The organism is Streptomyces sp. NPDC054863 (assembly GCF_053610825.1).
In genome coordinates this window covers 1-8,282 of sequence record NZ_JBSGZD010000333.1, presented here as the reverse complement: position 1 = coordinate 8,282, position 8,282 = coordinate 1, and the positions used below count along the sequence as shown (strand labels likewise).

The 8,282-nt window shown below is 72.3% G+C and carries 7 protein-coding genes; 5 read left to right on the top strand and 2 right to left on the bottom strand.

Features of this window, described 5'->3' with window-relative positions; all coding sequences use genetic code 11:
* Nucleotides 1-82: 82 nt before the first annotated feature.
* Together ACWGIG_RS34090 and ACWGIG_RS34085 are read right to left on the bottom strand one after the other, a co-directional pair.
* Nucleotides 83-718 (bottom strand): HAD family hydrolase, encoded by a 636-nt coding sequence (locus ACWGIG_RS34090; protein WP_453325566.1) that lies wholly within the window; start codon nt 716-718, stop codon nt 83-85.
* 57 nt (nt 719-775) lie between these two features.
* A complete protein-coding gene (locus ACWGIG_RS34085; RefSeq protein WP_453325565.1) occupies nt 776-1,537 on the bottom strand; it encodes a GntR family transcriptional regulator in 762 nt (253 codons plus the stop codon).
* Nucleotides 1,538-1,811: 274 nt separating this feature from the next.
* Between ACWGIG_RS34085 and ACWGIG_RS34080 the strand changes: the two genes are divergently transcribed.
* The 5 genes from ACWGIG_RS34080 (at nt 1,812) to ACWGIG_RS34060 (ending at nt 8,207) form a co-directional block, all read left to right on the top strand.
* Nucleotides 1,812-2,960, top strand: coding sequence for an extracellular solute-binding protein (locus ACWGIG_RS34080; RefSeq protein ID WP_453325564.1), 1,149 nt, complete (start codon nt 1,812-1,814; stop codon nt 2,958-2,960).
* A gap of 2 nt (nt 2,961-2,962) precedes the next feature.
* Entirely contained in the window at nt 2,963-3,886 is a 924-nt protein-coding gene (locus ACWGIG_RS34075; RefSeq protein ID WP_453325563.1) for an ABC transporter permease, read from the top strand.
* A complete protein-coding gene (locus tag ACWGIG_RS34070; protein WP_453325562.1) occupies nt 3,883-4,752 on the top strand; it encodes an ABC transporter permease in 870 nt (289 codons plus the stop codon). Before ACWGIG_RS34075 ends, ACWGIG_RS34070 begins: the two co-directional genes overlap by 4 nt.
* On the top strand, nt 4,749-5,876 hold the full coding sequence (locus tag ACWGIG_RS34065) for an ABC transporter ATP-binding protein (RefSeq protein WP_453325561.1): 1,128 nt from the start codon (nt 4,749-4,751) through the stop codon (nt 5,874-5,876). Before ACWGIG_RS34070 ends, ACWGIG_RS34065 begins: the two co-directional genes overlap by 4 nt.
* An 849-nt stretch (nt 5,877-6,725) precedes the next feature.
* Nucleotides 6,726-8,207: a hypothetical protein gene (locus ACWGIG_RS34060; RefSeq protein WP_453325560.1), complete on the top strand. Its 1,482-nt coding sequence runs from the start codon at nt 6,726-6,728 to the stop codon at nt 8,205-8,207.
* The last annotated feature ends 75 nt before the right edge of the window (nt 8,208-8,282 follow it).

The following is an 8,282-nucleotide window of genomic DNA, read 5'->3' as shown; positions in this document are numbered from 1 at the left end:
CCGTCCGGAATACGCCGGACGGGCGCCCCCTTCGGCGTGCCCGGGGCACGTACGGCTCGGGCGCGTACGGGGCGCGTACGGCTTACGGCTGCCCGCCCAGCTCCACGTCCTCCAGGGACGTCACCACGACCGTCCTGGGGCCCGCGGGGATGCCGGGTACGGACGGGACGGCGAGGAGGCGGCAGCCCGCCGCCAGGGCCGCCGCGGCACCCGTCGGGGTGTCCTCCACGGCCAGGCAGTCCGCCGGGTCCACGCCGACGGCCCTCGCGGCGGCCACGTACGGGTCGGGGTGGGGCTTGCCGCGCTCCGTGTCGCCCTGCGCGACGGAGGTGGCGAAACGGTCGGCCCCCAGCCCCTTCAGGACCAGATCGGCGACCTTGCGCTCGGACGCGGTGACGAGCGCCACGGGCACGCCGAGCTCGCGGGCCCGGTCCAGGAGACGCAGCGCGCCGGGCTGGACGGTGACCCCGGCTGCCACCAGTGCGGTGAATTCACGGTCCAGGCGCTCCGCCGTACCGGTGATTGCGTGCGTGTCCGCGAAGAGGGCCGCCGCGGTGGCTATCGCGGCCCCGGCGAAGGGGGCGAGGAGCTCGGGGGCCGGGGCGATGCCGTGCTCCTCCAGAAGGGTGGCGACGACCTCCAGCCACTGGTGCTCGGTGTCGACGAGGGTGCCGTCCATGTCGCAGAGGAGGGCGGCGGGCGGGGCGATGACGGGCATGTGGTGATCTCTCGCGTGGTGGGTTCCGGCCGGACTGCGTCGTGGGTTCCGGCCGGTCTAGCGGTCGGGCTGGGTGCGGGCCAGTGGGTTGGCGCCGACGGAGTTGCGGACGGTGAAGACCACCGAGCCGGGCACGTAGCGGTCGTCCGAGGTCTCCACGGGGCGGCCGTCGCCGGTGGTCGTGGTGCGGCGCACGCGCAGCAGCGGGCTGCCGCGGCGGACCGCGAGGTCGGCGGCGTCGGCGGTGCCCGCGGCGACCGCGTCCAGGTGGTGCTCGCCGTGCGCGAGGACCAGCCCCGTGGCCTCCCTGAGCGAACGGGTGACGGACTCGCAGTCGGCGGGCAGCGCTTCGACGGGATCGGCCACCCAGCCCGCGTACACGGTGCGCTCCAGGAGGACGGGGGAGCCGTCCAGGGTGCGCAGGCGGCGCACGCGCAGCACGGGGGCGGCGGGGGCCAGCCGCAGCAGGGCCGCCTCCTCGGGGCCTGCCTGCGCGCGGGCGGAGGAGAGGACCAGGCCGCCCGGGGTGTGTCCGGAGGCCCACGCCCACTCGGCGAAGCTGCGCAGCTCGCCGAAGCTCTGGCTGGGCGCGGTGGACAGCACGACGCTGCGGGCGCCCTGCCGGGAGCCGACCATGCCCTCGGCGAGCAGGGAGCTGACGGCCTGGCGGACGGTGCCGCGCGACACGCCGTGCAGGGCGGCCAGTTCGGATTCCGAGGGGAGGGTGGAGCCGACCGGGTACCGGCCGTCGGCGACGGCCTCGCGCAGGGCGGCGGCGATCTGCTGGTGCCGGCGGTTCGGGGGGTGCGGTCGGTTCACTTCGCTCCTCGTCGGTGAGCGACGCTCCTCGCTCCTCAGGGGTGAGTCACGATGATGACACCTGTGCACAGGAGAGCGCACCAGGGTGAGTTCAAGGCTCTACTTCTCACCAGTTCCCCCACCCCTAAACCACCTTCCTCATAACGCTTTTGACCTGCGGTTTTCTTATTCCGGAAGGTTGGAATCGAGCTGTCCGTGCTGTTAGATTCCGCTGGCTTACTGACTGATGGCTTGTCCAGACAGGTGGGCCGGCCGACGACACACGGAGTACCACGTGCACCCAGCTCGCCCGAGCCGTTCCCTCCTCTTCGCGACCGCAGCCGTCGCGACCGCGGCACTGGCCACCGGCTGCGGCTCGGCGCCCGAATCGGTCGCCACCGCGAGCAAGGCCGCGCAGGCGACGTCGGCGGCGGACCTCGGCGGGATGGACAAGCTCGTCGCGGCGGCCAAGAAGGAGGGCGAGCTGAACGTGTACGCACTCGCCCCGGACTGGGCCAACTACGGCGAGATGATCGCGGCCTTCCAGAAGCGCTACCCCGGCATCAAGGTCAACAACGAGAACCCCGGCGGCAGCAGCCAGCAGGCCCTCAACGCCGCCGCCAAGCGCAAGGGCCAGGACCGCGCCGTCGACGCGCTCGACCTGGGCACCGCGTACATGCAGAGCGCGAAGGCGCAGAAGCTGCTCGCCCCGTACAAGGTCACCGGCTGGGACGCGATACCCGCCGCGCAGAAGCAGGCCGACGCCTCCTACCTGAACAACTACGGCGGGTACGTCTCCATCGGCTGCGACGCGAAGGCCGTCGCCAAGTGCCCGGAGACCTTCAAGGACCTCCTGGACCCGGCGTACAGGAACAAGGTCGCCCTGAACGGCAACCCGGCCGAGTCCAGCTCCGCGCTCGCCACCGTCTTCGCCGCCTCGCTGTCCAACGGCGGCTCGCTCGACGACATCCGGCCGGGCCTCGACTTCTTCAAGAAGCTGAAGGAGAAGGGCAACTACGTGCCCGCCGAGTCGACGCTGGCCACCATCGAGAAGGGCGAGACGCCGATCTCGATCGACTGGGACTACCTCAACCTGGGCTACGGGGAGAAGCTCAGGGCGAAGGGCGTCGACTGGAAGGTCACGGTCCCGGCGGACGGCCAGTACTCGAACTACTACAACCAGGGCGTCAACAAGAACGCCCCGCACCCGGCCGCCGCCCGCCTCTGGCTGGAATTCGTCTACAGCAAGGAGGGCCAGAACATCTGGCTCAAGGGCTTCTCGCGGCCCGCCATGCTGGAAGTCATGGTCAAGGACGGCACCGCCGACAAGGCCGCAGCCGCCAAGATCCCGAAGGTCTCCGGCACCCCGAAGACCGTGACGCCGCAGCAGGAGGCGAAGGCCAAGGAGGCCGTCGTCCAGGGCTGGGGCAAGGCGGTCAGCTGAGCATGGCCGAACAAGTCCTCACCCCCGCCGCCCCCGTCGCTCCCGCCGACGCGGCGGTACGCCCCCGGGGCGGCGGGCGGCGCGCTGCCCGGCGCCACCGCTGGCCCGCGGTCGTCCCGTACTTCCTCTTCCTGGCCGTGTGCTTCGGACTGCCGGCCGGGACCATGGCGTACCACGCGTTCGTCGTGACCGACCCGGTCAGCGGCGAGAGCGCCTACAGCCTCACCAATCTGAGCGGTTCGCTGTCCGGGGCGTACGCGACCGGGCTGATCGGCAGCGTCAAGCTGTCGCTGTTCAGTGCGCTGCTCGCGACGGTCTTCGGGGCGCTCGTCGCGCAGGCCGTCGTCACCTCGAAGCGGCCCGCGCTGCGCAAGCTGGTCGTCTCCGCCTCCGGTGTGCTCGCCAACTTCAGCGGGGCGCCGCTCGCCTTCGCGTTCATCGCCACGCTCGGCACGACGGGCACGCTGACCGAGCTGCTCTCGCTCCGGTCGACGGGCTTCAGCCTGTACAGCTTCACCGGGCTCGTGCTCGCCTACCTGTACTTCATGGTGCCGCTGATGGTGGTCACCGTGCTGCCCGCGCTCGACGGGCTGCGGGTGCAGTGGCAGGAGGCGGCGGCCTCCTGCGGGGCCACCCGGGGGCAGTTCTGGCGCCACATCGGGATTCCGGTTCTCACCCCGGCGCTGCTCGGGGGAGCGGTGCTGATGTTCGGCACCGCCTTCGCCTCGCACGCCACCGCGGCGGTCATGACCGGCAGTTCGGTGCCGCTGATCACCCTCCAGATCTCGAACGCGCTCAACGGCAACGTGCTCGTCGGGCAGGAGAACCTGGCGCTCGCGATGAGCCTCAACATGGTCGTGATCGCCCTCGTGGTGATGGCCGTCCAGATTCCGCTTCAGCGCAGGAGTGCACGATGGCTCGGATGAGTGTCTCCGGTAGGACCGTGAGCTCGCGCTCGGCCCTGACGTCGCGCGGGCCCGTTCTGACGGTGGCCGCGCTCTACTTCCTGCTGCCGATCGGGGCCGCGCTCTGGTACACGCTCGACAGCGGCGGTGGGATCAGCTTCGACGCGTACACCCGGGGGCTCACCTCGGAGGGGATGGCGGGCAGCCTGCTGCTGTCCGTGACGATCGGGCTCGCCACGGTCGTCCTCGGGCTGCTCCTGATGGTGCCGACGTCGGTGGCCGTCACGCTGTACTTCCCGAAGCTGCGGGGCGTCGTGTCGGTGCTGTCGATGATGCCGCTCGTCGTGCCGCCGATCGCGCTCGTCGCGGGCGTCAGCACGGTGCTGTCCTGGCAGCAGGACCTGGCGACGACCCCGCTGTACGGGACCTTCCAGGCGCTGCTCGACAAGGACTTCCCGCTGGTCCTGGTGCTGGTCTACACCGTGATGTCGCTGCCGTTCCTGCACCGCTCGCTGGACGCGGGGCTGCGCGCGGTGGATCTGCGCACCCTCGTCGAGGCGTCCCGCAGCCTCGGTGCCTCGCGCACCCAGACGCTGCTGCGGGTCGTCCTGCCGAACCTGCGCTCCGCGCTGGTCGGCGGGGCGGTGCTCAGCCTGGCGATGGTGCTCGGCGAGTACACCGTGGCATCGGTGCTCGGCTTCGCGCCGTTCGCGGTGTGGATGGTCGAGGTAGGCGACGCGGAGCCCCAACTCTCCGCCGCCGCATCGATGTTGAGCCTCCTGATCACCTGGGGGCTGCTTCTGCTGCTGACCACCCTGGCCGGGGGGCGCACCCGGACCTCCGTTGCCGCCCGTGACCGTGAATCTTCGAAGAAGGCTGAACGATGAGTGTTGCCGTACAACTGCGGGGTCTGCGAAGGGAGTTCGGGTCGACCGTCGCTCTCGACGGGCTCGACCTCGACATAGCGGCCGGAGAGATGGTGGCGCTGCTCGGACCCTCCGGGTGCGGGAAGACCACCGCGCTGCGGATCATCGCGGGCTTCGAAACCGCCGACGGCGGCGAGCTGTTGATGGGCGGCGACGACGTCACCTCGGTGCCCGCGAACCGCCGTGACATCGGCATGGTCTTCCAGTCGTACAGCCTCTTCCCGAACATGACCGCCGCACAGAACGTGGCCTACGGGCTGCGGGTACGAGGTGTCTCCGCCGCCGAACGGGAAGACCGGGCACGGGAGTTGCTGGAACTCGTCGGGCTGCCGGGCCGCGAGGGACACTACCCGCACCAGCTGTCCGGTGGCCAGCAGCAGCGCGTCGCACTGGCGCGGGCGCTCGCCATCAAGCCCAAGGTGCTGCTCCTCGACGAGCCGCTGTCCGCCCTCGACGCCAAGGTGCGGCTCACGCTGCGCGAGGAGATCCGGCGGATCCAGCTGGAGCTGGGCATCACGACGGTCTTCGTCACGCACGACCAGGAAGAGGCCCTCTCCATGGCCGACCGGGTCGCCGTGATGAAGGACGGGCGGCTCGAACAGTGCGCCGCGCCCTCGGAGTTGTACGAGCGGCCCGCGACCGCCTTCGTCGCCGAATTCGTCGGCACGATGAACAGGCTGCCGGGCGTCGTCCGCGAGGGCGGGGTCGTCGAGCTCTTCGGCCGCCGGCTGCCGGTGCACGGCGAGTCGCCGCGGGCGGGGGCCGAGGTCGATGTACTGCTGCGGCCGGAGGGCTTCTCGGTACGGGTCGAGGGCGCGGACGGCGCGGCGGACGGCGCGTCCGGAGTGGCGGCGACCGTCAAGGTGGCGACCTTCCTGGGAGCCACGACCCGGCTGCTGCTGCGGGCCGACGGGGGCGGCGAGTTCAAGGCGGACCTGCCGAGCTGGGAGGCGTCGTCGCTGGGCGTGGGCGCGCGGTGCGTGGTGACGCCCCACGAGAACCCGGTACTGGTGTCGGAGCGGTCGCCGCGCACGGAAGGTGCGTCGGGGGCGGCAGTGAAGATCGGGGCCACGGCCGGGAAGTAACGCCCTGGTGTCCTGACGTCACAGCCGTTGACGCCCCCGGTACGGTGCCGGATCGTGGGCGGGGCCGGGTGGGGCGGGCCGGTACTGCCGGTGAGTGTCGCCCACGCACCCGAGCTACGTGCTAGTACGGGGGGCGGCATGGGGGCAGACGGCCGGCGTGATCCGGCGGGGCAGCAGGGGCGGTCGGGGCAGCAGGAACAGCCGGGAAACCCGGCGGGGCAGGACCCGCGGGAGCCGGAGGACCGGCCCGGACGGCGAGCCCCACGAGCGCCGGAGGACAGGCGGGGGGCGCGGGATCCACGCGAGCCTCAGGACCGGTTGCAGGACGGGCCCGGACGGGCGGGAGCGCAAGGCCGGTCGGGGGCATGGGGTTCTTCGGCCCAGCCTGATCGGTCGGTTGATCCGGAGCCACCGGGTCCGCCGGGTCAACCGGTCCGGCCCGAGCTGCCGGGGCAGCCGGGCCCACCGGGTTCTCCGGATCAACCGGGTCCTGCGGCCCGGCAGAGTCAGCCCGGTCCTTCGGGGCCTTCGGCCCAACAGGGTTGGCCGGCGGGGGCTTTCGGGGTGCCGCCGGCTTCGTCACCTTCGTCACCGCCCCCCGGGCCCGGGGCGGCTTCCGGGGGCGTGGGGCCTGCTCCCGGCGGGCCTCCCCGCAGTGGGCCTCCCGGGCATTCGTCCGGCTCAGCACCCTACTCGGCGCCGCACTCCTCGCCGTACTCCTCGCCCGCCGGGCCTCCCGGGTACGGGCCGGGCGGCGGGGCTTTCGTGGGGTCTCCGCCTCCGCCGCCTCTTCCTCCGCATCCGCCGGGGCAGCCGCCGACCGTCGGGCCGCCGCCGGAGGCCGATGGGGTGCGGGCCGTCGGGGCGGGGCTGCTGAACCTCTCCGGGCTCGGGCTGGGGTACGTGCTGCTGCGGCAGTGGGTGTGGGCCGCCGTGTGCCTGGGGGCGACCGCCGCGTTGCTGCTGCTCGTACTGCCCGCTGATGTGGACGGGACGTCGGGGTGGCTGGTCGCCGGGTACGCCGTGCTGCTGGTGCTCGCCGCTCTCGACGGGGCGCGGCGAGGGCTGCGGGCACGACGGCCGCTGCCCGTGCGGCCGTACCTGGCCGTGGTGCTCGGAGTGGCGCTGCTGGCCGCGCCGGCCGGTGGGGTGGTGGTGTACCGCGGGGCGCAGCACGAGGCCGTCGAGGAGATGCTGCTCGGGCGGCTCGCCGAGGCGGACCGGGACGTGGCGCGCGCGAAGGGCGGCAACTTCGGTGCGGGGGAGAGGGATTACCGGGCGGCGCTCGGGAAGTACCGCCAACTCGTCGATGAGCACGGGGATTCGAGGGCTGCGAAGCTGGTGCCGGATCGGCTGGACGCGTACTACAAGGCGGTCTCCGCCCCGTACGGCCGGGGTGAACACTGCGCGGCTGTCCGGCCGTTGACGTATCTGCGCACCGTTCCGGGACAGATCGACAAGGATGCGCTCGGGAAGCTGGCGGGGTGGCCGGACCGGCCGCTCGCCGTTTCGCTGTACGAGTGCGGGATGCGGGGGCTCGGCGTGGCGGCTGCGGGTGGTGAACTCGGAGAGCTGATGCGGACGTTCCCCGACTCCGAGCAGGCCGGGAAGGTCGAACCCGGGATACGCGCCAGGATCGCCGACCGTACGAAGGCGCTGAGCGGCAGCGACCCCTGCCCGGTCACCGAGGAACTGCGGAAGATCGGCGCCACCGCGGGCGCTCTCCCGGGCGCCGCGGCCACCACCTTGCGCAACGACGCGAACGGGGCGGTCGAGTCGGGCGTCTGGTCCTGTGGACTCGACCAGTTCAGGGACCGGAGGTTCTCGGCGGCCCGTACGACGCTGTCGGGCTTCGCCGCCACGTACCAGGACAGCGGCAACGCGGCCCGCGCCCGCACCATCGCCATCGCGGCGGAGATCGCCGCGGAACGGCCGGCGGCGGGCGACCGGCTGCCGCCGACGGGGACGCCCGGCGGGGACCGGATGCCGGTCGTCGTCAGCAACGACGCGCCGACGGCGACGGTCATCCTCTACACCGGACCGATCACCGGGAGCCTCACGATTCCCGCGTGCGCCGGCTGCACCGCGTACCCGAACACGCAGGCGGCCAAGGGAAAGGCGTGCAAAGACGGCCGAAAGTCGTACCCGAAGGGCAGGCTGCTGCTCCCGGCCGGCACGTACCACCTGCTCTACAAGGCGGCGGAGGGCGGCCGGAAGAACAACTCGTCGTACGGGCAGCGGATCCAGGCGGGCTACACGTACACCGGGTGCAGCTACGAGACGCGCAGCCGGCTGCAACTGCCGGGTACGGACGTGAGTCACCGGCGCTGAGCGGGGCGGGTGGAGTGCCCCATGCACCCGGGGCCGTGCACGGGGAGCCATGCACCGGGGGCGGCCACCGTACCT

Excerpts from the sequence above, each read along its gene's own strand:
- ACWGIG_RS34070 (WP_453325562.1), top strand. The coding sequence starts at position 3,883 with ATGAGTGTCTCCGGTAGGACCGTGAGCTCGCGCTCGGCCCTGACGTCG.
- ACWGIG_RS34090 (WP_453325566.1), bottom strand. The coding sequence starts at position 718 with ATGCCCGTCATCGCCCCGCCCGCCGCCCTCCTCTGCGACATGGACGGC.
- ACWGIG_RS34065 (WP_453325561.1), top strand. The coding sequence starts at position 4,749 with ATGAGTGTTGCCGTACAACTGCGGGGTCTGCGAAGGGAGTTCGGGTCG.
- ACWGIG_RS34075 (WP_453325563.1), top strand. The coding sequence starts at position 2,963 with ATGGCCGAACAAGTCCTCACCCCCGCCGCCCCCGTCGCTCCCGCCGAC.